This is a genomic window from Aminivibrio sp., from assembly GCF_016756745.1.
Lineage (GTDB): Bacteria > Synergistota > Synergistia > Synergistales > Aminobacteriaceae > Aminivibrio.
Window position 1 is genome coordinate 20,096 of record NZ_JAESIH010000025.1, and the last position, 25,570, is coordinate 45,665.

The 25,570-nt window shown below is 54.9% G+C and carries 27 protein-coding genes; 14 read left to right on the forward strand and 13 right to left on the reverse strand.

The genetic code is table 11. From position 1 onward, the window contains the following. The first annotated feature begins 94 nt into the window (after positions 1-94). Positions 95-1,015, forward strand: a complete 921-nt coding sequence (locus JMJ95_RS01990) for a hypothetical protein (RefSeq protein WP_290681893.1) — start codon at positions 95-97, stop codon at positions 1,013-1,015. A 61-nt stretch (positions 1,016-1,076) separates the two neighbouring features. Here JMJ95_RS01990 and JMJ95_RS01995 read toward each other — a convergent pair whose 3' ends face one another. The 3 genes from JMJ95_RS01995 to JMJ95_RS02005 form a co-directional block, all read right to left on the reverse strand. Next, positions 1,077-1,730 (reverse strand): amino acid ABC transporter permease, encoded by a 654-nt coding sequence (locus tag JMJ95_RS01995; protein WP_290681895.1) that lies wholly within the window; start codon positions 1,728-1,730, stop codon positions 1,077-1,079. Further along, entirely contained in the window at positions 1,720-2,550 is an 831-nt protein-coding gene (locus JMJ95_RS02000; RefSeq protein WP_290681898.1) for an amino acid ABC transporter ATP-binding protein, read from the reverse strand. The genes JMJ95_RS01995 and JMJ95_RS02000 overlap by 11 nt, the downstream gene beginning before the upstream one ends. A 148-nt stretch (positions 2,551-2,698) precedes the next feature. Next, positions 2,699-2,824 carry a hypothetical protein gene (locus JMJ95_RS02005; RefSeq protein ID WP_290681901.1) on the reverse strand — a complete coding sequence of 42 codons (126 nt, stop codon included), beginning with the start codon at positions 2,822-2,824 and terminating at the stop codon, positions 2,699-2,701. Between the two features lie 158 nt (positions 2,825-2,982). Between JMJ95_RS02005 and JMJ95_RS02010 the strand changes: the two genes are divergently transcribed. Beyond that, positions 2,983-3,867, forward strand: coding sequence for an MBL fold metallo-hydrolase (locus JMJ95_RS02010; RefSeq protein WP_290681904.1), 885 nt, complete (start codon positions 2,983-2,985; stop codon positions 3,865-3,867). A gap of 5 nt (positions 3,868-3,872) precedes the next feature. Here JMJ95_RS02010 and JMJ95_RS02015 read toward each other — a convergent pair whose 3' ends face one another. Next, positions 3,873-4,799 carry an AEC family transporter gene (locus JMJ95_RS02015; protein ID WP_290681907.1) on the reverse strand — a complete coding sequence of 309 codons (927 nt, stop codon included), beginning with the start codon at positions 4,797-4,799 and terminating at the stop codon, positions 3,873-3,875. A gap of 117 nt (positions 4,800-4,916) precedes the next feature. Here JMJ95_RS02015 and JMJ95_RS02020 point away from each other — a divergent pair, with 117 nt between their 5' ends. Beyond that, a complete protein-coding gene (locus JMJ95_RS02020; protein ID WP_290681910.1) occupies positions 4,917-6,299 on the forward strand; it encodes a phosphomannomutase/phosphoglucomutase in 1,383 nt (460 codons plus the stop codon). Positions 6,300-6,323: 24 nt separating this feature from the next. Here the strand turns inward: JMJ95_RS02020 and JMJ95_RS02025 are convergent, their stop codons facing one another. Continuing rightward, positions 6,324-7,028: a FadR/GntR family transcriptional regulator gene (locus JMJ95_RS02025; protein WP_290681913.1), complete on the reverse strand. Its 705-nt coding sequence runs from the start codon at positions 7,026-7,028 to the stop codon at positions 6,324-6,326. 108 nt (positions 7,029-7,136) lie between these two features. Here JMJ95_RS02025 and JMJ95_RS02030 point away from each other — a divergent pair, with 108 nt between their 5' ends. The 3 genes from JMJ95_RS02030 to JMJ95_RS02040 all read left to right on the forward strand — a co-directional run bounded on the left by JMJ95_RS02030 (position 7,137) and on the right by JMJ95_RS02040 (position 9,948). Further along, positions 7,137-8,780, forward strand: coding sequence for a nucleoside kinase (locus JMJ95_RS02030; protein WP_290681916.1), 1,644 nt, complete (start codon positions 7,137-7,139; stop codon positions 8,778-8,780). Positions 8,781-8,799: 19 nt separating this feature from the next. After that, positions 8,800-9,648, forward strand: coding sequence for a LacI family DNA-binding transcriptional regulator (locus tag JMJ95_RS02035; protein WP_290681919.1), 849 nt, complete (start codon positions 8,800-8,802; stop codon positions 9,646-9,648). A 111-nt stretch (positions 9,649-9,759) separates the two neighbouring features. Next, positions 9,760-9,948, forward strand: coding sequence for a hypothetical protein (locus tag JMJ95_RS02040; protein WP_290681922.1), 189 nt, complete (start codon positions 9,760-9,762; stop codon positions 9,946-9,948). On the opposite strand, the gene JMJ95_RS02045 is transcribed toward JMJ95_RS02040, so the two are convergent. From JMJ95_RS02045 to JMJ95_RS02055, 3 genes are all read right to left on the reverse strand, one after another. Further along, a complete protein-coding gene (locus JMJ95_RS02045; protein ID WP_290681925.1) occupies positions 9,945-11,627 on the reverse strand; it encodes a glycoside hydrolase family 3 protein in 1,683 nt (560 codons plus the stop codon). The genes JMJ95_RS02040 and JMJ95_RS02045 overlap by 4 nt on opposite strands. Beyond that, positions 11,624-12,631 (reverse strand): diguanylate cyclase, encoded by a 1,008-nt coding sequence (locus tag JMJ95_RS02050; RefSeq protein ID WP_290681928.1) that lies wholly within the window; start codon positions 12,629-12,631, stop codon positions 11,624-11,626. The genes JMJ95_RS02045 and JMJ95_RS02050 overlap by 4 nt, the downstream gene beginning before the upstream one ends. 153 nt (positions 12,632-12,784) lie before the next feature. Then, positions 12,785-14,311 (reverse strand): DUF4139 domain-containing protein, encoded by a 1,527-nt coding sequence (locus JMJ95_RS02055; protein ID WP_290681931.1) that lies wholly within the window; start codon positions 14,309-14,311, stop codon positions 12,785-12,787. Between the two features lie 170 nt (positions 14,312-14,481). On the opposite strand from JMJ95_RS02055, the gene ychF reads away from it, so the two are divergent. Together ychF and JMJ95_RS02065 are read left to right on the forward strand one after the other, a co-directional pair. Beyond that, positions 14,482-15,573, forward strand: coding sequence for a redox-regulated ATPase YchF (ychF, locus tag JMJ95_RS02060; protein ID WP_290681934.1), 1,092 nt, complete (start codon positions 14,482-14,484; stop codon positions 15,571-15,573). A gap of 48 nt (positions 15,574-15,621) precedes the next feature. Beyond that, positions 15,622-16,062, forward strand: a complete 441-nt coding sequence (locus JMJ95_RS02065; protein WP_290681937.1) for a hypothetical protein — start codon at positions 15,622-15,624, stop codon at positions 16,060-16,062. Positions 16,063-16,120: 58 nt separating this feature from the next. On the opposite strand, the gene JMJ95_RS02070 is transcribed toward JMJ95_RS02065, so the two are convergent. Beyond that, on the reverse strand, positions 16,121-16,816 hold the full coding sequence (locus JMJ95_RS02070) for a lipid-binding SYLF domain-containing protein (RefSeq protein ID WP_290681940.1): 696 nt from the start codon (positions 16,814-16,816) through the stop codon (positions 16,121-16,123). 499 nt (positions 16,817-17,315) lie between these two features. Between JMJ95_RS02070 and JMJ95_RS02075 the strand changes: the two genes are divergently transcribed. The 6 genes from JMJ95_RS02075 to JMJ95_RS02100 all read left to right on the forward strand — a co-directional run bounded on the left by JMJ95_RS02075 (position 17,316) and on the right by JMJ95_RS02100 (position 22,959). Further along, positions 17,316-18,236 carry a hypothetical protein gene (locus JMJ95_RS02075; protein ID WP_290681943.1) on the forward strand — a complete coding sequence of 307 codons (921 nt, stop codon included), beginning with the start codon at positions 17,316-17,318 and terminating at the stop codon, positions 18,234-18,236. An 85-nt stretch (positions 18,237-18,321) separates the two neighbouring features. Beyond that, entirely contained in the window at positions 18,322-18,513 is a 192-nt protein-coding gene (locus JMJ95_RS02080; protein WP_290681945.1) for an NAD(P)H-dependent oxidoreductase subunit E, read from the forward strand. Positions 18,514-18,515: 2 nt separating this feature from the next. Then, a complete protein-coding gene (locus JMJ95_RS02085) occupies positions 18,516-19,076 on the forward strand; it encodes an ATP-binding protein (protein WP_290681948.1) in 561 nt (186 codons plus the stop codon). Between the two features lie 257 nt (positions 19,077-19,333). Next, positions 19,334-20,155, forward strand: a complete 822-nt coding sequence (locus tag JMJ95_RS02090) for a formate/nitrite transporter family protein (protein ID WP_290681951.1) — start codon at positions 19,334-19,336, stop codon at positions 20,153-20,155. 543 nt (positions 20,156-20,698) lie between these two features. Then, on the forward strand, positions 20,699-21,679 hold the full coding sequence (locus JMJ95_RS02095) for an HAD family hydrolase (RefSeq protein ID WP_290681954.1): 981 nt from the start codon (positions 20,699-20,701) through the stop codon (positions 21,677-21,679). Further along, positions 21,676-22,959 carry a replication-associated recombination protein A gene (locus JMJ95_RS02100; RefSeq protein ID WP_290681957.1) on the forward strand — a complete coding sequence of 428 codons (1,284 nt, stop codon included), beginning with the start codon at positions 21,676-21,678 and terminating at the stop codon, positions 22,957-22,959. The genes JMJ95_RS02095 and JMJ95_RS02100 overlap by 4 nt, the downstream gene beginning before the upstream one ends. A gap of 1 nt (position 22,960) precedes the next feature. Here JMJ95_RS02100 and JMJ95_RS02105 read toward each other — a convergent pair whose 3' ends face one another. The 4 genes from JMJ95_RS02105 to JMJ95_RS02120 form a co-directional block, all read right to left on the reverse strand. Then, the gene (locus JMJ95_RS02105; protein ID WP_290681960.1) at positions 22,961-23,758 is read right to left on the reverse strand and encodes a YdcF family protein; all 798 of its coding nucleotides are present in this window, start codon (positions 23,756-23,758) and stop codon (positions 22,961-22,963) included. Then, a complete protein-coding gene (locus JMJ95_RS02110; protein WP_290681963.1) occupies positions 23,755-24,447 on the reverse strand; it encodes a GntR family transcriptional regulator in 693 nt (230 codons plus the stop codon). Before JMJ95_RS02110 ends, JMJ95_RS02105 begins: the two co-directional genes overlap by 4 nt. A 78-nt stretch (positions 24,448-24,525) precedes the next feature. Beyond that, positions 24,526-25,059 (reverse strand): cob(I)yrinic acid a,c-diamide adenosyltransferase, encoded by a 534-nt coding sequence (locus JMJ95_RS02115; protein WP_290681966.1) that lies wholly within the window; start codon positions 25,057-25,059, stop codon positions 24,526-24,528. Positions 25,060-25,075: 16 nt separating this feature from the next. Next, positions 25,076-25,546 carry a DUF2703 domain-containing protein gene (locus JMJ95_RS02120; protein WP_290681969.1) on the reverse strand — a complete coding sequence of 157 codons (471 nt, stop codon included), beginning with the start codon at positions 25,544-25,546 and terminating at the stop codon, positions 25,076-25,078. Positions 25,547-25,570: the final 24 nt, after the last annotated feature.

The window sequence follows — 25,570 nt, forward strand, 5'->3', positions numbered from 1 at the left end:
CCTGCGAAACTAGTCCTGTTCCGTATTTTTCTCTTGATACTCCGATCTTTTGATGCTATTCTATTGCAAAACATCAGAAGAGGAGGGGTTGGTCATGATATTCGAGCTCATGTCGAGAGGAAACATCGCGCGCCTCCCTGACGACATGACTGTTGACGGCCTGCCCGACGGGCCGTTTCCGAGGGTCCTCCTTCTTCTCCCTTACAACAGGTATCTCGTGGGTTCCGCGACCATGAAACACTATGAACGCTGGACTCTGGGGAAACTCGGAACGGATGAATCTACGGAAGTTTTTCTATACGAAGGAAAGCCGAAGACCCTTCTGCTCGGTGAAGTGGAGAAGGCGACCATTTCCGCCGAAGTGGTTTCACAGCTGAAAGCATTCCTTTCCGGGCAAATGCCTCCTCCGGGGGAACACATGCCTTCGGCTCTTATTCTCAGGGGGCTTATAGGGGAGGAACACCTTCTGGGAGAAGGAGAATTTCTCCAGAACGAAGAAGCCTTTTTCGATGTACTGGAAAAGGACGTTACGGCCAAGATGGCCTATTGGGCCATAAGGCTTGCCCTTTTCAGGAACGATTATGAAGCCGTATCCAGGGTCAAGACCTGGATGAAAAGTGCAGCGGATGTATTCGAGGGCGTAACCCAGCCTCCGAAGATCTGGTTTTCTCTGACAGATTTGCCCGGGAAAAAGGACATCGAGGAGATGGAAGGGCTCGCATTCTCCCTTGACGACCTCCAGAGAATGAACTCCCAGTCCTCGCGGCCGGTTGTGCTGTACAGCAAGTCGGGATACCTCATTCTCTCCGATTTTGGAGGAGAAGGCCCAGATTCAGCTTTCAGGATATGGATGTTTCTCCCCATTACTCTCTGGAATGAAATGCGGGAACGGAGAAAGCTTTCCATCCGGGAGATTGTCATGGCATCATGGGGATACCTGGACGGCCTGGGTGCGGAAAAAGAGCGGTCCCGGTACTCCCAGCGGACTGCGGCACAGGGAACAAGAACGGTATAAAAACAGGAGAGAGGCTTTTCGGCCTCTCTCCTGTTTTTATACCGGCTTTGGGAAAACCCGTTCAGCTGACTTTCCATTTCTTTTCCACACATTGAAGGGAAAAGCTCGTTACGCTCGTCATCACAAGGTAAATTATTCCCACCGCGATGAACGTTTCGAAGGACGCATAGGTAACGCTCCTCACCTGCTGTCCCACCATGGTAAGTTCTGTTATGGCAAGGGTGGACAGCAGGGAAGATTCCTTGATGAGGGTGACGAACTCGTTCCCGATGGCGGGGAGCATGTTCCTGATAGCCTGGGGAAGGATTATGAAGCGCATGGTCTTCAGGTACGAAAGACCGAGCACCTTGGATGCTTCCCACTGTCCCTTCGGCACCGCTTCAATTCCTCCCCGGACAATTTCACCCACGTATCCCGACGAATTGATTGAAAGGCCGATTATGCCGGCGGTAAAGGCAGGCAGATTCAGCCCGAGGGAGGGAAGTCCGAAGTAAATCAGGAAGAGCTGGATGAGAAGCGGTGTCCCTCTTATAATATAAATATAGGTCGCTGCGGCAGCCCGAACGGGCGCAAAGGGAACCACCCTGAGGGCACCGACGAAAATGCCGAGAATTGCCCCGAACAGGACGGAGAGAGCAGAGGCCTGAATAGTCACCTTCGCTCCGGTAAGCAGCATATGGAGATATGGGACGATGGCGGAAAAATCAAGCGTCATGCCGGCATGCCTCCTTTTTGTCTCCTTCGGTAAGCTCTTTCCCGAAGTGTACGAGCATTCTCTGGAGGAAGAGCTTTGTCCTGGGAAGTTCCGGACAAGAGAAGATTTTTTTCGGGTGTCCCTGTTCGACGATATTGCCGTCTGCCATGAAAAGCACTCTGTCAGAGACTTCTTTTGCGAACATCATCTCGTGGGTGATGATCATCATGGTCATACCGGAATCGGCGAGGCCTGCGATTACATCAAGCACTTCGCCCACGAGCTCCGGGTCGAGGGCGCTGGTCGGCTCGTCAAACAACATGATTTTGGGATTCATCGCCAGAGCTCTTGCAATGGCCACCCTCTGACACTGGCCTCCAGAGAGTTCGTTCGGCCGCGCGTTTCTCTTTTCTTCCAGCCCGACCCTCTTCAGAAGGGCCATGGCGTTCTCAAAAGCGTCTTCCCTCGAAAGTCCGAGAATTTGGATGGGGCTCAGCGTGAGATTGTCCAGGACAGAAAGATGAGGGAAGAGATTGAACTGCTGGAAAATCATACCAACCAGGCGGGCGATATCGCGGTTGGAATGGCTTGCCCCGTCGGTCCTCTTCCCGTAAAGGTAAATCTCTCCGGCGTTTATTTTCTCCAGTCTGCAGATGCACCGCGCAAGGGTGCTTTTCCCCGAACCGCTTGGTCCGATAACCGAAACCACTTCCCCTTCCCGCACTGAAAGAGAAACGTCCCGCAACACGGACAGACTGCCGAAGGATTTATGAAGACCCCGCACCTCAATTGCGGGAAGGGAAGCGGAAGAATCTGAAGGGATCGCTTCGTTATTGGACACACCCGTCACCTCCTGATTAACTGGAACATTATAGCGCAACCGGAGGCAACGTCAAAGAAAAAAACCGCCCCCTAAATCCGCACCTCAGCGGGGAGCGTCACCGGGGAACGCTTGGGCTGGGGGTGCGGATTCAGGGGGGCGGCTCGTTCTACTGGTCGTACCGGGATCTGTAAGTATCGTGATTCAAATCGGACATCAGGTTGTTGAAGGTATCGGAAGAATCGTCCCGGGAAGTGCTTTTGCCGCCTTTCAGTTCAAGTTCCGTCTTTTCCATGATGCATCTCCTTTGCTGCAGAATAAAGAATTACAAAAATGGTCCGTACCAAAGGTGAGCAAATTATAGCACATGGTCCGGACTGCGCAAGGGGGATTGCCAAGACTTTTCGTTTGCCTCACAATAAACGCAGTATACGGAATAAGGGGGACAGGCTTGTGGAAACAGTAAAGCTGGGAGCTGCGACGGAGTACATTCCGGGACGAGTGAACGTGGGGGTTTTTCTGTATCAGGACGGGGCAAGGCTGGTTGACAGCGGACTGGATGACGAAGCGGGAAGAAAAATCGCCCGTATGCTCGAGGAGAGAAAAATTCCTCTCCGGAGAATCGTGACGACCCATTCCAATGCGGACCACTGCGGAGGAAACGCCTTCCTGAGAAAAAGGACCGGCTGCTCGGTAGCGGCGACCCGCCTTGAGTCGGTAGTCATTGAAAATCCGGTCCTCGAACCTCTTCTGCTCTGGTCGGCTTTCCCCTTTGCGGAACTGGGGAACAAGTTTCTCCAGGCGAAACCGTCGGAAGTCGACATGCTCATAGAAAACAGGGGGGTGTTCGATGAATCCGGACTGGAAGCGGTACCCCTGCCGGGGCATTTTCTCGACATGATCGGCGTCAGGACGCCCGATGATGTTTTTTTTGTTGCGGACTCCGTCTTCTCGGAAGATCTCATCGAAAAATATGCCGTTATGTTCGTCCTCGATGTGGGTGCGGCCCTGGAAACCATCGACCGGCTGGTCGAGGCCCAAGCCGCCTGGTTTGTTCCAAGCCACGCGGCCGCCACCGAAAACATCGTTCCTCTTGCCGAGGCCAATCGGAAGGGGCTGCTCCGGGTGAGCGAGGCGGTTCTGGACTGCTGCGGGGAGCCGGCCGGCAGGGAGGAAATCCTTCGGGGCCTGGCGGACCGTTTTTCCCTTTCCATGTCGGTGAGTGAGTACGTTCTGAACAGCGCTGCCGTAGGAGCGCATCTTTCATGGCTGAGAAAGCAGGGGCAGGTTTCTCCCCTTGTGGAGAAAGGGGTTTTGCTCTGGCGGAAAACTTCCTGAAACAGTTAAATGCCGAGGAGCCTGATCCAGAAAGGAAGGGAGATTGCCGAAAAGATGGTTGTTACGGCAATCACTTCTCCGGCGTACTTGTCGTCCATACCCATTCCCTGGGCCACCACGAGAGAGTTTACAGCCACAGGCATGGCGCTTACGAAAACCACTACCTTAAGCATAACGGGATCCACCGGCCACACGAGAAGGAACGCCCATACCACCGCAGGCTGAACCATGAGCTTGATCAGAGTGTCCCTCCATGTTTTCCGGAGCATGGCGGGAACGGACCTGAAAGACAGCCCCGCTCCCACGGCGAGGAGCGCCATTCCCGTCCCGATGTCGCCCAAGACCTTCAGGGTGACATCCACCGGGCGCGGAAATTCGTTCACTCCTGCAAACGAAAAGCCTATCCCGACGAAGCAGGCGATCACCATGGGATTGCCGGCGAGCTTCTTTACCGAGTTGAGAATGGACTTCGGTGAAATTCCCCCGGAGAGGACAATCTGGGATGCCGCGATGGAAATTATGTGGTAGCCTACAAGGCTCATGGCGAAATACAGGGAGAGGCTCTCGAGTCCCGTTGAGCCAAGGGCGATCGAAACGGCGGGAATGCCCATGAAAACCTGGTTTGAACGCATGGAGACGAGCGCGGAGATGGCGAGCCGGTGCCGTTCCTCACCGGCTCGCCTGCCTGCGGCCCAGGCAATCAGGGGCATAAGAAGATAGCTTGCATGGACTGCCGGAAGAAGGTTCAGATTCCCTGCGGCCGTAAGGTCCGCCCTGGCAGTGAGCCGGACAAGAAGGGCAGGGATCGAAAGCCAGTAAAGAATCTTGTTGTTTTCCCTGAACGTGCTCCTCGGGATAATTCCAAACTCGGTGAAAGCCCACCCGATAAGGATGATTGCGGCAATAGGGAATATGATGGCAATTTCATTCATGAAATAAACTCCTTGTACCCCTCATCGGGCTTTTTTTCAGTGAAGTAATATTGGTCGATTATAATACAGTCGCAGGTTTCAAGGCACAACAAAAGTATACACAAAGGAGGATCGTTTATGCAAATCTCACCTGTCATTTTTCGCGAATACGACATTCGGGGTGTTGCCGATTCCGACCTTCCCGATCCGGTGGTGGAAGCCGTAGGAAAGGCCTTCGGTACCTGGCTCCGCCGCCGCGGCGTGGACAAGGTCGCTGTCGGAGGAGACGTCAGGCTCTCCACGGCAAGAATAGAGCAGGCTGCGGTGAGGGGCCTGACCTGGGCCGGGCTCGACGTGGTCAGGCTCGGAACGGTTACCACGCCCATGCTGTACTGGAGCATACCGGGGCTCTCTCTCGGCGGAGGAGTCATGATCACCGGGAGCCACAATCCGAAGGACATGAACGGCCTCAAGCTTGCCTGGGGAACGTCGACCCTTTACGGCGACGAAATTCGGGAGATTCTCCGCATGATCCTCGAGGACGATCTCCAGAAAGGTTCTGCTGAAGGCAGGGTGGAAACAGCAGATATTTCCGGCTTATACCTCGAGATGCTGCAGTCAAAAATCACCCTCGGTCCCAGAAAGCTCAAGGTTGTGGCAGACTGCGGGAACGGAACCGCCGGCCTTCATGCCCGCTCATTTCTGGAGTCCCTGGGGGTCACTGCGGTCCTGCTTTTTGAAAAGCCTGACGGGACATTTCCCAACCATCACCCCGACCCGCAGAAACGGGAAAACCTCGTTTCTCTCATGGAGGCCGTCGTCAGGGAAAAGGCCGATCTCGGCATCGCCTTCGACGGCGATGCCGACAGGCTGGGCGTGGTGGACGAACGGGGAGAGATAATTTGGGGAGATATCCTCATGACTCTATTCTGGAAGGAGATACTTCCGAAGTACCCGGGAGCGGAAGCCATTGTGGAGGTAAAGTGCTCCCAGTCCCTTGTGGATGAAATTCTCAGGCTCGGTGGAAAACCGCTTTTCTGGAAATCGGGGCACTCCCTCATCAAGGCGAAGATGAAGGAGATTGGTGCCGTTTTCGCCGGTGAGCTTTCCGGCCATTTCTTTTTCGCGGACGAGTATTACGGTTTCGACGACTCTTTCTATGCTGCGGGAAGACTCCTTCGGATACTCTCTCACGGCACGGGAAGCCTTTCTGCCATGATCTCCCATGTGCCGGTTTACCTGAGCACGGCCGAAATCAGGATCGACTGTCCGGACGAAAAAAAATTCGCCGTGGTGAACGCAATTCGTGACAAGGCGCTGAAGGATCATGAAGCCATCACCGTGGACGGGGTCCGGATACTGTACCCCGAGGGGTGGGGGCTGATCAGGGCCTCGAACACCCAGCCCGTGATCGTTACCCGGTGTGAGGGAAAAACCGAGAAAGCCCTTGAAGAAATCGGGGCCGACGTAAAAATGAGGCTCCTCGCCGAAGGACTGCCCGATTTCGAGTGGACCTTCTGAAAAAATACAGCGAAAGGGAGGTCGTCAGATCTCCCGTATCCCCTCGAGGGCAATTCCGTTCTGCAGGGTGCGGTATACCCTCTGAACATGAGCGGTCATGAGCCTGGTTACCCTGTCCAGGTCCCTTACGACGATGGCGTCGTACACGTCTTCGTGTTCTCTCAGGAAAATTTCCTTATCGTCGAGGAGCGCGTAGATTCGTTCGTGGGTGGCCATGATGAGGTTGAACGTCATCTTCACGATATTGACGAAGATGAAGTTGTGGGTGGACTCGGCAAGAACAAGGTGAAAATCGTAGTCGCACTGGGCGCGGTGTTCCAGGGATTCCACGTCTTTCCCGGTCTTTGTCAGGATCCGTCTGATTCTCGTCAGGTCCGAAGGCGAAGCGTGCTTGGCTGCCTCCACAGCGATGGCGGGTTCAAGAACGAGCCTGGCCTCAACCAGTTCCAGGATCGCTTCGTCCTGGAGAGGCACCTTTCCCATGCCGCCCCCCTCGCCCCGGGACCTGCGCACGAAACGCCCCTTCCCGGGGATGCTTTCGATAAAGCCCATCATTTCAAGGATTCGGAAACCCTCCCTGAGGGAGCTCCGACTGACGTTCAGTTCCTCGATGAGCTGCCGCTCAGGAGGAAGAGCCGACCCCTGGGGCAGGGCTCCCTCGGCGATCATTCTCTTTACCGTTTTAACGACCTGATCGTAAATCTTTGTTTTTCCTCTTCCGTTCTCCATGGGCTTCTCCTCACAGTGTTAGGCTGATAGGAATATGATAAGATACAGCATAGTCTACTTTATACATCAAGGCAACATCCTTTTTCCCACCTGAGAGGAGGAGTCTTCATGGCGTTTACCGTCCATGTGAAAAACGGGCCCGTTTTTTCGAGCGACGTTCCCGTTACAGGAAAGGCAGTTCTCTCCGAAAGCCGCCCAGAAGGCGGAGACGCTGTCGTAGCCTGGAGAGTAAATAATTATCTCAGATCCCTCGACTGGGTCATCGAAGACTCGGCGGAAGTCGAGTTCATCGACACCTCGTCCTTTGAAGGAATGGAAGTCTACCGGCGTTCCCTCAGCTTTCTCCTTGTCCTTGCCTGCCGGAAAGCCCTGGGCCGAAACATTGTCCTCAGGCATTCCATCAGTGAAGGGTATTACTGGGAAGACCCGGAAGGCGATCTTTCAGGGGAGGATCTCCAGTCCGTCAAAATAATGATGGCGGACCTGGTATCCAAGGACCTTCCCTTCGTCAGGAAAGTCGTCTCCCTCGACAAGGCACGGAAGATTTTCGAACGGCAGGGAAGCTGCGAAGTGGCGAGGCTCTTCAAATGGGCAGGGGTCGATCCGGTTGAACTGTACCGCTGCGCCGACATGTACGGCTATTACTACGCTCCCCTGGCACCGTCCACGGGATACTTGAAGCTTTTCGACCTCAAGCCCCTCGATCCGGGAATGGTGCTCCAGTTCCCGACGATCAACTACCCATCCACCCTTCCTCCTTTCAGAGCATCGAAGAACCTTTCCTCGGTGTTCCTCGACTATGCGCGGTGGCTTGAAGTTCTCGACCTGCGAACCATGGACAGTCTCCACAAGAAAGTCGCAGAGGGCAGGGCTCTCGAAGTCATTCTTATTTCCGAGGCTTTCCATGCCCGAAACCTCGGGAAGATTGCGGAAGAAATTTCCTCCAGGTCCAAGGTCAAGATCGTCGCCATTGCCGGCCCCTCGGGATCGGGGAAGACCACAATCTCGGAACGGTTGAAGATTCAGCTTCAGGTTTGCGGAAAAAATCCCGTAACCCTGGCAATGGACAACTATTTCGTCGATCGCGAGAACACCCCGAAGGACGAGGAGGGCAACTACGATTTCGAGGTTATCGAAGCTCTTGAACTCGAGCTTCTCGAGGACCACCTGAAACGCCTCCTCGCCGGTGAGGAAGTTAATGTTCCCCAGTTCGACTTCATCGAAGGAAAGAAGTGGCCCGGAAAGAAAGTTCGCCTCCATCCCCGGGACATTCTTATCATGGAAGGCATTCACGGCCTCAACGACAGGATTACCGACGTCATCCCGAAAGAAGAGCGCTACGGAATTTTCGTATCCCCCCTGACAGGCGTCTATCTTGACGACCACAACCGGACGAGCACAACCGACAACCGGCTTCTGAGGAGGCTCGTGCGGGATTCCAGAACCCGGGGACATTCCGCAGAATCGACGCTCACCATATGGCCGAAGGTCATCAGGGGAGCCATGAAATACGTCTTTCCCTACCAGAAACGGGCGGATATCATGTTCAATTCATCCCTTCCCTACGAACTCTCCGCTCTCCGGGCTTATGTCGATCCGATTCTGCACACCGTCCCGGAGGAATCTCCTGTCTACGGGGACGCCCAGCGCCTTCTTTCCATGCTTCGTTTTATTCCCATGATTCCGTCTGAAAACATTCCCAATAATTCCATAATCAGGGAATTCATCGGCGGATCCTGCTTCGACGTATAGCGGGAAGCGGGACGGCGGAATGGCGAAGGCGACCATGGAGGACGTCGCCCGTCTGGCCGGTGTGAACAAAGCCACGGTCAGCCGGGCGCTGCGGGGTGACTCCCGCATATCCCAGGCAACAAGGGAAAAGGTCTGGAAAATCGCGAAAAATCTGGGCTACAGGCTTGATCTGGCTGCAAGCAGCCTGTCGGGAGGAAAAACGGGGATTGCCGCTCTTGTCCTTGATGAAATGGATCCCTGGCTGACCGGTCCTTTCCTTGAGGGGCTCAATAGAGTGCTCTCAAGGACCGGAATGGATCTTCTCCTGAAGCTTCCCGGCTGCAATCCGGGAGAACTTTTTTCCTCCCTCGAAGCACGGCACGTAGATTGCATACTCTGGGCAGGAAGGGAGGAACGCTGTCTTGAACATAAGGGGACGTCATCTACTACTCCCATGGTCACCGCCGGCTTTTCTCTCCCCCCAAAACCCGCAGTCCTCATTTCTCCTGAAAGAACTATGGAACGCCTGAAAACTCTGGCAGGAGAAACCGGAACACTGAGATACTGGAACAGCGGAGGAGTCCCTCTCTTTCCTTTTCTCTCCCGGATGATCGTGCCATGGAAAACGGGAGAGAAAAAAATAACGCTCGTGATTGACGGAGAGGACCAAACTCCCCTGCCCGGCGAACGGTGTGTTTTTTGCACGCGGCCGGGAACACATCCTCCGCTTGGTATGTATTCCATCGAATGGCCTGCTTTTGAATTCGGCGTTACGGCGGCGCGCATCCTCGTCAATGTCCTCCATGGCCAGTCACCCGTGCCGGAAGTTACGTACCTGGTACCTACCCTGAAATCACCGGAAGGGGATACATTACCCTACGTAAAATAAACAACGGTTCACCAGAAAAAAATACATCAACCCATGTTGACAGATTCGAATCCTGATGTTATAAATAGCCCGTAAGAGAAACTAAGGTTTACATTACGGGAGGTCTTCGACATGATGTGGATAAAGGATGCTAACGGAAATTGGTACTGCGACAGTCCTCTTTGCACATGCTCCCCTAAGGCTTCCGCATGTGTATGGGACAAAAACGACGAAGGATCCTGGTTTCTCGCCCAGCCGGCGGCTTCTATCTCCGGGATGCCTTCTCTCCACTGCGGCAGCGCCATGGTCCTTGCGGGCTAAGGGGCAGGAGGCTGGAATTCTTCCTCTCCCCACCCCATCGGGTAAAGTCCGGGCAGTGCCACAGGCAGTTTGCCTCTGGGCGGTGAATTGCCGTTGAGGATTTGGCCAAGGGCCTTCATTGTGGAGGGTATGTCGCTGTAGAGCGCGAAAAAGCCTTTCACTCCGGGAAGAGACAGCAGTGAATAAGGGGTTCGGGCGGAGAGCAGGAATAATTTGTCCTGGCCAAGGGATCTCAGAAGTTCGAGCCATCGTTCATTTTTCCAGCAGTCGTAGTCGGCTGCGAAAATCACTTTCTGGCCCCCGAGTTTTCCCGACAGGAGTCTGATATCTTCGGTTTCCGGATTCATCGGGATGGTAAAAAGGGAAAAAAACGGGCAGGCATCCACGAGGATTTCTGCGGCGGCTTTCTGTTCTTCCGGCCAGACCAGCGGGATTTTTCCCCTAATTCCTATTTTTTCCGCTGCCTTCTTCCAGCTGCGAACAAGAGTCACGCTTTCAGCTGCCGTTCTGTCTGCCACCAGTTCTCCTTCAGGATCAGGCACACGGGCATTCCGCGTTTCTTTCACCTCCCTGAAGAGACCAGCCTCAGTCTTGAGTTCGAATATTCTTCTCACCGCTTCATCGAGCCTCTGCGCTGGGATGGTTCCCCTCCGGCAGGCTTCCAGGATTGTCTCGAAAATGACGAAATGCTCCTGTTCTTCGTACCCCTTGTCCGCACCGAAAAGAAGAATATCCGCACCCGAATTGAAAGCCTCTATGGCCGCCTCGGCAATGGTCCTTCCTTTTTTCAGGGCACCCATGCCCATGGAGTCAGTGATGATGACACCGGAAAAGCCCATTTCTTTTCTGAGCATGCCGAGGATGGACGGGGAGAGGGTGGCAGGCCGTTCAGGGTCGAGAGCCGGGACAAGCACATGGGCTGTCATGACCACTGGCACTCCTGATTTTACGAGGGTGCGGAAGGGAGGAAATTCCGTTTTCTCCAGTTCTTCTCTTGTGGAAGAAATAAGGGGCAGCCCGGAATGGGAGTCCGTTTCGGTGTTCCCGTGTCCCGGAAAATGCTTTGCCGACGGAATGACTCCCTCTTTTGCAAAAGCTGATGCCATAGCACCGGAGAGCCTTGAAACCAGTTCAGGGGAGGACCCGAAGGAGCGCACACCGATGACCGGATTGAAGGGGTTGTTGTTCACGTCCGCCACGGGAGCAAAATTCATGTTGATGCCCAGGGCGGAAAGTTCCCTTGCGATCACGCCTGCTGCTTCGGCGGCGAGTTTTTCGTCGTTTGCCGCTCCGAGGGCCATATTGCCGGGGAAGCGGGTGACTCCCTCCGTAATCCGCTGTATGAGACCTCCTTCCTGGTCAATCCCGATAAGAAGAGGCCATGCACCCGATGACGAGGCAAAGGACTGCAGTCTCCTGGAAAGACCGGCAACCTGTTCCGTCGAAACGATGTTTCCCCGACTCGAATAGAGTATAACTCCTCCTATCTTCAGATCGCCGATCAGCCTTTCGAGATTCGTCGAGAGTCCCGGACCCTCAAAATAACACATCATGATCTGCCCGACCTTTTCTTCGAGGGACAGACTGCCGGTCCGTTCTCCTGCTCCCGTATGCCGGATGCCCGAGAGAAGCAAAAAGAACATGAGCAGGAGAAGAAGGATATTCCGGTTCCCTGTCATTCCAATGTTCCTTCCAGGTTTGAATATAATTTTTCCAGGAACTGGTCTTTGGTCATGGGGTAATTCCCGCTGTAGTACACAAATCCGTATTCGATTTCCACGGAGAACGGGAAGGTCTTCTTGAGTTCCTGAAGGGAGTCCGGCAGATCCAGGAGCTTCAGGCTGGCGTCCTTGGCTCCCTGCTGCGGAGTTTCCGGGAGGAGAATGAGTATTTTCCTGTCGCCGAGATAAAACGCCATGTCACTGGCCCGTATGGTACTGCGAACGAAGGCGGAGTAGGCTTCAAGGAAGGAGTTTTCCTTCTCCTCCTGGTAGTTCAGTCCGGGAATATAAGTGAATTCTACGTCCAGAAGGATGCCGGAGAGCCACCTCCTGTAGCGGAAAGCCCTGTTGAGTTCCTCCGGAATACGGATGGAAGCGTATTCCGGAGAATAGAGACCGGTTACCGGGTCGTGAAGGGCAATCACTCCCCCGGTCGAGGCAGGTTTTTTCCGCTGTTCCGGCAATTCAACAAGGGCGAAAAAGAACAAATCGTCGAGAGGTGCCTTGAATATGGCGAATTCCTTGTTGCCAAGGCTGACGGAGTCTTCCCCGGGAATAAAAAAGTCGGTCACCGGCTTTCCCGCCGGCGCTGCGACCTGAACCAGGGAGGCAAATGCATCGTTTCCTTCAAGAATGATGCCCTGGGAGTCCGCGGTAAGAACGGGGAGAGGGAGATTCGCAATAGTCGGACCGGCGGGCCGGTCATAGACAGTTGCGGCCGGAAGGGGGTCAATCTCCCGGGAATGAGGTTTTCCCCGAAGAAAATGATTGAGGAGGATAATGGCACCGGAGACGGCGGAAAGCACCCCAAGCCATGAAATGATGGGGAGGGTACCTGATTCCAGGGAAACAACCGTGGCAATCATTCCCTGGGAAAGGAGCTGGATAGGATAGAGGAGATGAAAATTTTTCCTCCTGATGGCCGAGGCGTATGCGGCGCACAGAACAAAATAGACTGTCATAAGGAGCGCCCAGAAGGGCGCTCCTGTTTTCAAAGGCGCCGATTGTCCTCCGAGGAGGAAGAGCGCAACGGCGATCGGAAGGGATATGAACGGCGGGAAAGTGATCCAGGCGCTCATCGTGTGTACAGCTTCTCCGTCCTCATAACGGTGCCGTTACCTAAAAACGACGGTCTCCTCCGCAGGGAAGCTGATTCTGAAGAGGACCTCCACCCTTTTCTTCTCGCCGGGAGCAAGAGAAAGTTTCCACGACAGGATGCTTTCTTTATCCTGTTCGTCCGGCTTGGGTTCGATCTTTATGGTCTCGACCGAAATCTTTTCCCGGGCCGATACAGGAATTCTGTCCTTGAGGACCACGGAAATTTTCTTTTCAAGACCGTTGGTGATTTCAATGAAATAACCGTCTTCAAGCCGTCCCTTCCCTGTCCAGGTGCTCCCCTCCTTGGACACCATCTTCTCCCTGACGGCCTTTACCAGTGGCATCTTCCCGAAGGCCAGCAGGAGATCCGTTCCGGCCCCCTGTTCAGCGAGGCGTGTTTTCGCCGATAGCCTCCCGTCAACGGAAAGCTCTGCCGGACCGGGAAGGAGGGGAGTGGGGAGCTTCTTTGTTTCGGCCGTAATCCATGCCTCTTCAGAAAGCACGGGAACCGACACTATTGAAACGTCGCTTTTCAGATCGAATTCTCCAAGAAGAAATTCCGCTTGTCGGTTGTCTCCGGGAAGCGTCCCCTTGGCCATGGTGGTCATGTCCGTCATAGCCGTGAGAATTTCCGGCGGGGCGGCCGGGGCGGGAACAGCAAGCTCGAAATTGGCCCTCGAGGATATCTCAGCCATTTCCTTCATCACGTCACTCCGTCTCACTTTTTTCGCCGCAAAATCGGCTACGAGCGGAGGAAGATCGGGAGGGGCAACCGTAGTGGACGGCACCGCGGTATGAAAAAAAAGGTCCCCTTCCAGAACAATCCCCGTATGCTGACGGGCTCCGGCTAGGAGGGATGAGTGGATGGCGCCTGAAGGAGTATCGAGATTCATCCTGTAAAAGGGGTTCCACCCTGCCTGCTGGGTCCATGCCTCCACGAAAAGCTGATCCCCGCCCTCGACCCGGGCGGAAATCCGGACGGCCGTGTCGGAATTCGGTGGCATCCGGGAAGAAAAATCTGCCGTCAGGGCGTCAAGGATTTTCTTCGTCTCGTCCATCTCCGCGGAAACGGCGATAAGTTCCGTTTCAAGGTTCTCTCTGGTCTTCCTGGCGGCATCTACGTATTCCGGCATGTCAGATCCCTTGAGGTCTTTTGGCAGAGGCCCGGAAAGAAGCTCGAAGGACTGCTTTATCGCCGAGGTTCTGCCCGTGAGAACGGCGAGTTTTTTTTCGTTTTCTTTAATTTGGGCATGGAGATCCCTCAATGCCTCAGGAATCCACCCCGGTCGGGGAACGCCGGTCGCCTCGAAAGACATGATTTTCTGCCCGTCAGCGGGGAGAGGGCGGACTGTGGACGGGTCGAAGCTTCCCGGTAGATCAAAGTTTACGTGAGGAGCGACGGGTACCGAGAAGAGGACGCGGGCACCCCTCGGATAGAGGTCGACTTTCGCTACGTCGGGAAGAATGGGTTCAGCAGAGCCAAAGCCGGCGAAACCAAACAGGACCATAGCGTATGTTGCCAGTACAGTGCAGGCAAATTTCATTTCACTTCCTCCTTTCATCCCCTGTGCGGGGGGAGATCTTTTTCAAATGATATCAGAAAACACCCCGGAAGAACCGGATATGTCCGTCGATTCTTGTTTTTTTGTTTTTCCCCGGAAACGGGTATAATGCTTTTCGGGCAGCAAGCCCGGAAGCAAAGGAGGGGAGCAGCGTGCTCAAATGTGGAATAATAGGCCTTCCCCTGAGCGGAAAAAGTACTGTATTCAATGTGGTCACCCGCGCGGGCGCCGAGGTAAAACCCTATGCAAGCGGAAAAACAGACCCTAACAGGGCGATGGTCAACGTGCCGGATGAACGGTTCGACAACCTGGTCCGGATTTTTGGACCGCGGAAAGAAACGCCGGCGACGGTGGAATTCGTGGATCTCGCCGGGCTGTCGAGGAATGCGAGCAAGGGAGAAGGTCTGGGGAATTCTTTTCTCTCCTTCGTCTCCGAATCTGACGCTCTTGTTCATGTGATACGCCTGTTTGAAAACCCGGATGTGCCTCACCCGGAAAATACCATCGATCCAGTAAGGGACTGGTCGATAGTGGAAATGGAGCTTATTTTCCGGGACCTTGGCGTCATCGAGAACAGGCTTTCCAGGCTCAAGGCGAAGAAAAAAAACATCCCCTCCGAACAGGCCGAAGAAGTCCTGCTGGAAAAATGCCAGGCCTGTCTCCTGGAAGAGCGCCCGCTGAGGGACCTCCATCTCACCCAGGAAGAAATTCGCACCTTGAGCGGTTTTGCCTTTGTAACGCTGAAACCGGAAATGATCGTGGCCAATCTTGACGAAAGCCAGACGGATGAACACCTCCCTCTTCTGGAATCACTCCGTTCCCTCGCCACGGAAAAAGGTCTGAGCTTCGTCAGGGTTTTCGGGAAAATGGAAATGGAACTTGCGGACCTCACGCCGGAGGAGCAGGCCGAATTCATGCAGGACCTGGGAGTGAAAGAACCCGGACGAAACCGGCTTATCACCGAAGCCTACAAGCTTCTCGGCCTCATCTCCTTTTTCACTTCCGGCAAAGACGAGGTAAAGGCCTGGACGCTCCGCCAGGGAGAGACAGCCGTTGATGCGGCAGGAACGATCCACTCCGACCTGGCGCGAGGGTTTATCCGCGCCCAGGTGGTTTCCTACGACGATTTTGTCGCCCATGAAGCGTCCCTGGCGAAGTGCCGCGAAAAAGGCGTTCTTCGTCTCGAGGGGAAGGAGTACAAAGTCCTCGACGGGGACATGATAGAAATACGCTTCAATGTCTAGTATGGTAAAATCAGATTTCAAATTTTCCATAAAGAGGAGGCGCTTCTAATGGCCATGCCAATGCAGGTAAGTCTCGACGAAATTCTCTCCATGCTTCTCGCGAGGGTGGACAGCCTCGCCCTGAGCGACGAGAATTCGAAAAGCAAGTTCAATATCATCACCCGCGTACTTTACAAAAAAGGAATAATCACCGACCAGGACGTGATTGATTCCATCAGGGAAGAGCACAGAATGCTGAAGAGCCTCGGCCTGATTGCCGAAGAACCTGAAGAGGATGTTGTTTTAGCCATCGCCGAGAACATTCTCCAGTGGATCAAGGGTGACGTGAACGCCCTGAAGAAGGGCATGGAAGAATACGAGAAAAAGATGCAGGAAGCCATGAACAGGCAAAACCAGAAGCCCAAGATCGACATCGCTTCCCCGGCGGTGCTGCAGCAGCTCAACCGCATGGGGGGAAAGCAGGGAGGCGGCAGCAAGCTGATCCTGTAAAGCCTGACTGACCCGAACATGAGGGCCCGCCGTTCTTTCCGGCGGGCCCGTTTTTTCGTTACTGACTTTTTGCCGTCCGGATAATCCGTTCGATTTCAGAAAGCAGTGGTTTGACCTTTGGGTTGGAAGCTCTTTTGTTGAACGCCTGGGCTGGGGTGACCGGTGCTCCCCAGTAGACCTGGTTTGCGTTCCTGTCGACGGTAATGCTCGCCCCTTCCAGGGATAGCCCCGCAAAAAGCCCTTTCGACATGGAATAGCTGTAGATCGATGCCCTCAGCCTGTAGTCCGTTCCCAGCTCTCCCCGCCTTCCTACGGGCCCGGCAGCCACAGCCAGGTCACCTCCGAGCTTGACGTTGTTTCCCTTGAAGCCGTCAAGCCCCCTGTCATTGGTAATGACCAGCACAAGGGCTATGGACTGCGCTCCTATCTGAAGCCCCCAGGAAGCCCCGGCGATAGTGGCGAAAGAAGGACCGTACCATTTTTTCGTCCCGTGATCCCTCCTCAGAACGAGACCTTCTCCGTACTGGCCCCCGAAAACGAGGCCCGCCTTTATCACCGAAGGGAAAATGGCAACCCCTTTCGCCTGTTCCAGAAGCTCTCCCATGGTTTCGGCATCCTTCTGCCGTGCCATTTCCCTGAGGATCCTGATAGAATCCTCTATTCTCCCTGCCGGGGTGGAAGCCTCTCCGAAAGAGGGCGCCCAGAGAAAAAGAATTGAAAACAGAAAGAGTGCCGTCAGGCATTTGCTTCGCACATTCAACCCCTCCATTCCATAAATCTCTAAAAAGGGACTTTAGCACAAAGTGTTCTTTCCCGACAGGGGAAATTACCGTTCGGGCAGTAACCTTCAAGCACATTCCGCAGAACAGGGTATATCATGCGGGGTAGGACTAAATTCGCAGTTTTTCAGGCAGAGGGAGTGTCCGCCGGGCATAAGGTGATTTCGGACCGTCAGGGGCGAAGAGATCCCGCTCCGCGCACTTTGCGGCCATACCCCCTTGGGGACGGCACGGGGCGGAAAAACGGCATGGATGTCGGTTTCACAGGCAGCCATCCGCCGAACGAAGGGAGCCGCGGTGATCGATTTGGCGGTTGTCATGGACGACAACCCGCGCCCCCCCGCCCAAGCGAGTTTCGGTGACGCTCCCGTTGCCTGCGGATTTAGGAAAGGATAGGGTATTTGACTCTCTCCATGCCATGGGATACACTTCCAATCGGTAATTATCCCGCCGACAGACGGAGGTAAACATACAATGGACACCATGGACCGTATTGAAGACCTGCTGGATGAAGCTTATTCCACGGACGACCCCGAAGAGATGGAGCACCTTGCAAGGGAAGTGCTCGCCCTTGACGAAAATAACGTGGAAGCCCTCATTCTGTTGGCTGACACCCTTGAGTATTCGCAGGAAAAAATCGACATGCTTGAAAAAGCAAGGAATGCCCTGGCTGACGATATGGAGAATATACACCTTGTCTCCGGAGAAAGCCTCCTCGAAGACGAATCGGGAATGCTGTATATTGCGGTAATGCAGCGCCTGGGATTCGCCCTCTTTTCCGAGGGAAAGAACGATGAAGCACTCGCCATCGCACGGGAAATTGACCGTTATGACCCGGATAGAGAAACCCTCGGCAGAACCCTTCTGTATCGTGTTCTCCTCGAAATGGGGAAAGATTCGGAGGTCCTCCAGGAGACACTGCGCGACGAGGAAACGAGCCCTGCCATGGCTCACAGCAAGGCCATAGCGTCATTCCGTCTTTCAGGTGCCGGACGGACATCTTACAGGGCGCTCTGGGAAGCATTTGCCGCCGGACCTGACATCCCCTTTTACATTCTGGGATATTTCGACGAGCCTGAAGATGAGTCGGAAGAACTGGAGGAAGAGTACAATTTTGCTCTCCTTTTTGAGGATATCTGGTCTTCGGAAAACGAGCTGATCAAATGGCTTACACGGGGAACAATCCTCCTTGGGCTTACTGCATCCCTTTTTCCCCGGGAGACGGCGGAAAAAATGCTCATCCTGGCTGATGCCCTCGACATCGCAGATCTGGCCGAGGAAGCCATGGTCAAGGCTGAAAGCAGGGGGGACTGGGGAGTGCTTTCCAGGGAAGAGCGTATCGCCGAAGCCCTGAAAATCATTTCCGAGGGCACTTACCTTCCGCTGACGGAATGATACCTCCGGAGGGAATGTATCATCAGAGTCTGCAGGGGAACTGTCTGCCACGTGCGCGTAAGCGCCAAGATAGCCGAGATAGATAATGGAAAAGATAATGAGCATGCTCGGTATTGAGGAGAACGGGACTACGGACGATCTTCGCTTCACGCTGAAGCCCGTCCCGTGCCTTGGATGCCGGGGACTGTCCCCGGTCGTCATGATCGTTGATGACATCCACGGAAGGCTTGCTGACGATCCGGCGAAACTTCGGGCATGTCCCGACGATTATTCCTGATTATGCTTGAAGACCTTTCCCACCATATCCTTGATATCGCGGAAAACGGAGTGAACGCCGGAGCCGATGAAATATCGGTGGAAATCGACGATTCCGCAGAAAGACTTCTTTTTTCCGTGAAAGACAACGGGCGGGGAATGACGGAAGAAATGGTGAAGACCGTTGTGAATCCCTTCTATACCACGAGGACTGAACGACGGGTGGGACTCGGTCTTCCCTTTCTCAAACAGCTTGCTGAACTGTGCGGCGGAACCTTTTCCATCGACTCGGAACCCGGCAGGGGGACGGTAGTGACGGCCACCTTCCTGAAGTCGTCCATTGATTTGCCCCCCCTCGGAGACATCCCTTCGACCCTCATGACCCTTTTCATCGGGAACCCGAATATTTCATGGAAATATACCCACCGGCGGAACGGGAAAGAATTTACAGTGGACAGCAAGGAGCTCAGGGAAGCCCTCGGGGGAGGGAATCCCTTTCTCGAACCTGCGATCGCCCTGGGAGTCAGGGAATTTATCAAAACGAATATAGACGAACTGTACGAAAAACCTGGAAAAACACTCTGATCACATGGGTGAAATGAATGACCGGCAAAAAATTCGAAGCCCGGGCGCTCTAAGGAAGTTCTTGTCATCACCGCCGGCTGCCTTGACGTCGTCCCGGGTTAGATCCTGCCTCCAAGACCCCGGGATTCAAGCCGGCGCTGTCAGGGTGGAAAAATCATAGCCCTCGAATGAGTTAAAAAAGAGAAATCCGGGAAATTGTTCCGGATTCCTCCAAAGAAAAATTTCAATCACAATACGTACAGGAGGAAGGAAAGAGTATGAAAACACCTGCAGAACTTGCAAAAGCGGCGTGCGCGGTATCAAAGGTTAAGGGGAATCTTTCGGTCCGCCAGATGATGCTCATGGGTATTCTAGCGGGAGCGTACGTTGCCTTCGCAGGATGGCTGATGACGGTTGTTTCCCACGACATGACCCAGCACTTCGGCAGCGGATTCACCCGCTTTATGTCCGGCGCCGTGTTCAGTGTGGGGCTCATGATGGTGGTCATAAGCGGTTCGGAACTTTTCACGGGGAACTGCATGATGCCCCTGGGCTATTTCGCCGGCTGCACTCCACTGAAAAAGATCCTCAGGAACTGGGGATGGGTTTACACCGCCAACCTTATCGGCAGCATCCTCATCGCAGTCCTGATTTATTTCTCCGGCCTTGCGGACAACGCGGTCGGCGGAAGGGCACTCCAGGTTGCGGCGGGCAAGATGTCCCTCCCGGTCATCCAGGGATTCTTCCGCGGAATCCTCTGCAACTGGATCGTGGTCCTCGCCGTCTGGATGTCCATGGCGGCCGGTGACATCATCGGAAAGGTCTGGGCGATCTTCTTCCCCATCATGGCCTTTGTTGCAGGCGGTTTTGAGCACTGCATCGCCAACATGTACTTCATGTCTCTCGCCCTTCTTCTCAAGGGGACTCCCGCAGCGGTCAGCGCCTCCGGGCTTACGGAGCAGGCGATGTCCAGTATTTCTCTCGGCGGGTTCTTCAACAACCTCATCCCCGTGACTATTGGGAATATGGTCGGCGGCATCCTGTTTGTCGCTGTCTTTTACTACTTTATTTTCCAGGACGGCCTGACCGATCTCGAATAAAGGCCGGCAGAAGGTAATTCCATGGAGGGGCGTCCCTAAACCTAAATCCGCAGGTTTTTCAGGCAGAGGGAGTGTCGCCGGGCATAAGGTGAATTCGCCCCGCCAGGGGCGAAGAGATTATCCCCTGGGGGACAGCGCCCGGGCCGAGAAACCGACACGGATGTCGGTTTCAGGTGCAGTTGTCAAGGACGACAATCTGCACCGGCGGCCCAAGCGAGCACCGGTGACACTCCCGCTGCCTGCGGATTTAGGCTAAAGGCGTCTCTCCTTTTTTATATGGTATAATATACACAAAGAAAGAAGACGATACCCTGCGATGCCCGTGATCGTGATATTTGTCTTGAGCCAACACTCGAACCTTGCGGGGCTGACAGTTTGGGCCGGTGAAGGAGATGCTCCGGCATTGACGGAACTGAGGCTCAACAGGCCCCAAACGTTAAGGACCGGGTCAAGACGTTCATGACACGACATTGCGGGGGAGGTAGATACAGGGGCGGGGAGAAACAACCTCGCCCCTGTCTAGTGTAAAAAGGAGGCGCACCCATGTCCGCAGGCATCACCGCGCCGTTCTGGCATCCGGCTTTTTCTGAAGGTTTCATCCTCGACTGGGATGGAGTTCTTGCTGAAACACGGCTGAACTTTGCCCCCATACGCGCCAAATATTTTGACGGAAAGTTCGTCCCCCTTTTCGAGGCGGTGGAAACCCTCCCTCCCCCTCTTGGAGAACAGCTCAGAAAAGACATCTATGACGTGGAAATGGCGGGCGCTGAATCGGCGGTGGCCGTCGAAGGAGCCCGGGAATTGGTTGAATGGCTCGAAGGGGAAGATATCCCCTGGTGCGTTGTCTCAAGAAACTGCATGGACTCCATATCCCTTGCCGCCGAAAGGGCAGGTCTTACCCTTCCTCCGGTGGTCCGGAGCCGGGACGTGCCGCCTCTGAAACCTGCTCCCGAAGCACTCTGGTCTGCGGCGGAACAGATCGGCGTGCCCTCAAAGAAATGCGTCATGGTGGGAGATTTTGTCTACGATCTCGTGGGTGCCCGCCGGGCAGGAATGCGGGCCGTGCTCGTTCAGCGTCCTGAAGCGGAGTGGAAACACTGGGCGGATGTTTCCTTCGATCGGCTTTTCGAGTTCGTGGAATCCCTCAAAAATCCGGAAGCCCTGGTTCCCTGGGAGTATGCTTCTCTCGTTTCCCAGAAAGGGGCTGACAGCCTTCTCTCGGGACGAAAAAAAGGGGCGGTGCTTTCATCGAAAGCGCCGGACGTTCTTTCCCGGCTCCTGGAAAAAGCGGAGGAGGGAATGCTGTTTTTCCAACTTGACGATCAGGCCGCTCATCTTTCTCCGGACCAGTGGAAAAAACTGCCCGGCCTTTCCCCTGTCTGGCTGGACCAGCCTTTGAAAATGGCGGCTGAATACGTCCTGGAAATCCGTTTCCCCCTTGCCTCCCTTGTAGAGAAAGAAACATCCCCGGACGGGCTGGAGTGGGAAACCCTTTCCGAATGTACAGGAGGGAGCTTGGAATGAACTCCCCGGGTACAAACCGGTGGGAAGTCCCCCTTGCGGAACGGATGCGTCCGAAAACCCTCGACGAGTTTACGGGCCAGGGGCATCTTCTCGGACCGGGGGCGCCTCTCCGGAAGCTCCTGGAGTCAAACCGGACGCCGAGCTGCATTCTGTACGGCCCCCCCGGGGTTGGAAAGACGACCCTGGTCAGGCTCATGGCTTCGGAAACAGGAAGAGACATCCTGGAGATCAACGCCGTCTCGGCGAAAGTGTCGGAACTCCGTGACCTCGTAGCCGAGGCGTCCAACCTCAAGGCCATGAGAGCGGGTCACGCCGCTATCGCATTTGTGGACGAAATATACCACTTCAACAAGAGCCAGCAGAACGCCCTTCTGCCGTCGGTGGAGAAGGGAGACCTCATCCTCGTGGGCACCACCACTGAAAATCCGTGGTTTGAAATCAACAAGACCCTTCTTTCCAGGATGGTTGTTTTCCAGCTCAACCCCCTTTCGGAAGAGGAGCTCGCAACGCTGTTGAAACGGGCTCTTGCCGATCGGGAACGGGGGCTCGGGAACCTGGAAATCGACGCCGAGGAAAAAGCCTTGCGGCGGATTGCGTCCATGGCCGGGGGAGACGCCCGGCAGGCCCTCACCCGGCTTGAATTCATCGCCGCTTCCGTCGCGGCACGGGGCGGTACGATCCTTACCGAAGAAGGGGTGCTCTCCGCCCTTCCCCTGGCGGCAGTCCGGTTCGATAAGGCTTCCGAAGACCATTTCGCCGTAATTTCCGCCCTAATAAAAAGCATCAGAGGATCCGACCCCGATGCAGCCGTATACTGGCTGGCACGTCTGCTGGCCGGAGGGGAAAACCTCCGGTTCATTTGCAGGCGCCTTCTCATTTCCGCCGCTGAAGACGTGGGGCTCGCCGACCCGAATGCCCTCACTGTCGCGGCCGCCGCGGTCCAGGCCGTCGAAATGACAGGCATGCCCGAAGCCAGGATCATCCTCGCCGAGGCGGTCATCTATCTAGCCGCGGCTCCGAAGAGCAACAGCGCCTATCTTGCCGTCGACGGCGCATCCAAGGCCATCGAAAAAGGAGACCTCCAGGAAGTCCCTTTCCACCTGCGGCCCGACGGTTCGGGGTATGTCTACCCCCACGACGATCCCAGGCACTGGGTGCCCCAGAGGTACATGGACATGCAGCGCAGGTTCTATTTTCCTGGAACGCTTGGAATCGAGGGGCAAATGGCTTCCCGTCTGCGGAAATTCTGGAGACGGTTCAGCAAAGAAGAGGACTCCTAGCTTACAGGCCTTTCAGGGTGCCGAAAAGTTCGTAGGCGAGAATGCCTGCAAGCTCCCGTAGGGCGAGAGAAGTATTTCTCAGCCCCGCTGCTGAGGGAAGCAGATCGGTGGCATTGATCCTACCGGCTCCTTCAAGGCGCCCGGAGGAAAGAGCGCGCACGGGGATAGACCCGAGAAACCGGGCAGCCGAATTCATGGACCGGCGAAGATGAAACCCGGACGTCACCAGAATGACTTCATCAAATCCCCTCTCCCTGATTATCTCCGACGAGAAAAGAAAATTCTCCCAGGTAGTTCTTGACTGTCCTTCTACAAGCAGCTCGCCTGAAAAACCGATTTTCTCCGCCGTCCGCCGGACCATTTCTTCTATCCGACCGCCTGCCGCCTTTTCCGGATACCCCCCCGAATAGAGAAGGGGAGCGCCCAGTTTCCGTGCGACAGAGGCGCCTGCAACAAATCGCTGAAGGGTTTCCGGGCTCATGGTGAAGACGGTATCGCTTTCGTCGGCGGACCAGATCCCTCCCGCCGGCACAAGCACGACAGGGGCTCTTCCCTCCGCGCCGTTTATTTCCAGCGGATAGGGTTCTTCCAGGGGGATGAGGAAAAAACGGGCTGTCAGCGGAATGGAAAAGACATACAGAAAAAAGGCAAAGAAAAAAGCGAAAGAAGAAGGGGAAACCCCCTTCCTTTCGCTTTTGCGGTAAAAAAACAGTCCTCCGAGAAGTGCGCCGGTCACAAAAACCCCGGGAAGGGTCAAAAAAGCCCCGATTGCCTTGTAAAGAAAATAGGTAAAGGTCATTCTCCGTAGTTATATTCCATGGAGAGTTCAGCCCTGTGGCTCTTCAGGAATTCAAGAAGGCTGTTCTTACTTGTTGTAATGTGCGCCCTCGTTTCCTCCCTCGCCTTCGGTCTGTCTCCCGAAAGGACGGCGTCTATGATCGCAAGGTGTCCCCAAGTGAACCGGGTGATCGGGGACCGCTCGACGGAAAAGGGTCTGCAGAGGTTGATCAGGTCGGAGATATTGTTCAGCATCAGTGCAAGGAAGCGGTTTGTGCAGGCCTGATAAATCATCAGGTGGAAGGCCCTGTCCTCTCTGACGTAGGTTTCTGCAGGTGTGGCATCGGTCATTTCTTCGAAAATTTTCCGGTATTTCAGAAGTTCGTTCTTCGGCGGCCGGGTACACAGATTTTCAACGGCGAGAATTTCCAGTTCCGTCCTCAGCTCGTACAGGTCGGCCGCATCCTTCATGCTCGGCAGGGTAACAAAAGCTCCACGCCTGGGGGTCAGCGTCACTAGGCCGGTCTGGGCCAGCTGCCGGATTGCCTCGCGAACGGGGGTTCGTGAAACCGCCATCTGCTCGGCGAGTTCGATCTCTGAAAGCTTCGATCCCGGCCGGATGGCCCCGTTGACAATGGCTTCCCTCAGTTTTTCATACACAATCTGTCGCAGCCCCTGATTGAATGCCGGCGACAATGGATTCTTTTCCACAAGAATTGACCTCCCCTTACAGCACAATGTACTCATTATACTGCATGAGAAGTACTTGTAAAAGTGCCTGAAACGACCTTACGGACAGGTCGTTGGTTCTCCTTTTTTCTCCCGTTCCAGGTGGTCGTACCACAGGGAGAGGGCGTATATCCCGTCCGAGAGGCGGTTGACATATTGATACGCATCCTCCGCGAGCTCTCCTGTCCGAAAAAGCCTCACCGCCGCACGCTCAGCCCTTCGCGCCACGGTCCGGGCCACGTGCAGTGCTGCCCCTGGCGTGGAATCGCCGGGCCGGACAAAATGGAAATTCTTGCCCGTCACTTCCCCAACCTTCTCAGTAATTTCCTCCAGCATACGGATATCCGGGCAGGAGAGTCCCGGATAGAGGGCTATATATCCCATGAGTTTCCCCAGTTCCTGCTCGAGCATACACAGCCGTTCGCAGATCTCGGGGTATTCGCACAAAGACCGGGCCATTCCGATGTGTGCCTGGCATTCATCAAGAGTCCCGTAGGTTTCCACTCTCGGATGGTCCTTCGGAATTCTCTCGCCGTTTCCAATGGACGTTTCTCCCTTGTCCCCTCCTTTTGTGGTGATCCAGACATCTCCCATGGCTGACACTCCCGTCTCAGTCCTGTATGCAGCCCGCGCAGGTATCGCAGCTTCCTCCTCCGCAGCTCTCAAAGGTGGAAAACACCACACGGATGAGAGCGTCGGTCAGCACTCCGGGGGGCAGAGCCTGATACTCCCTGCCTTCAATCCCCAGGGTTCGCGTCTTGAAGGATGTGCCGTCCGGGAGGAGGCATCCCTCGCACATTTCGTAGCTTACCGGAACTCCGAGAACTTCCTCGATGCTTTTTTCTTCTGGGATTCCCGTTTCCGGCGAGAAGAAGGAAATAAAGTTCAGTTTCCCCGCGTTTCTCTCCGTTATAGTGTGGATCTCCATAACCTGGAGATCCGGCTGTATGTTCAGGTTCGCCAGCTTGGGCGAAAGATTTTCGATCACGGAAAGAAGATGCGTTTTTGTTTCTTCGCAGGGAGCGCAGGAAGCCCCTGAATCCCCTGACGGAACGTACTGTCGTATTATCAGTTTATTCATCAGTTTAACCTCCTCTTTGAATTT